1 protein-coding gene is annotated in these 333 nt (G+C 70.0%); it reads left to right on the top strand.

Features of this window, described 5'->3' with window-relative positions:
• Positions 1–11: 11 nt before the first annotated feature.
• A partial coding sequence (locus tag HYE82_RS37120; protein ID WP_309144576.1) for an Ig-like domain-containing protein occupies positions 12–333 on the top strand: 322 nt, incomplete at its 3' end.

The raw sequence follows: 333 nt of genomic DNA, 5'->3' as shown, positions 1-333 counted from the left end.
TGGGTGAGCCGGTGGTGTTCACCGCGACGGTGGCCCCCGTGGCGCCGGGTGCGGGCAGCCCGACCGGGACTGTCACCTTCACGTTTGGTGATGGGAGCCCGGCGGAGACGGTGGCGCTGATCGGTGGCGTGGCCACGGCCACCCACGCCTACGCCACCAGCAGCGGCAGCCCGTTCACAGTGACGGCCACCTACAGCGGGGACAGTGACTTCGCTGCTTCCTCTGGGTCGGACACGCAGACGGTGACCGTTGCGGCGACGAGCACGCAGGTGACGTCTTCGCCTGATCCGTCGGTGGTGGGTGAGCCGGTGGTGTTCACCGCGACGGTGGCTC

Origin of the sequence: Streptomyces sp. BR123 (assembly GCF_013401435.1) — a bacterium.
Classification (GTDB): domain Bacteria; phylum Actinomycetota; class Actinomycetes; order Streptomycetales; family Streptomycetaceae; genus Streptomyces.
The sequence above is the reverse complement of the archived record's forward strand: the minus strand, read 5'-3'. Positions and strand labels throughout refer to the sequence as shown.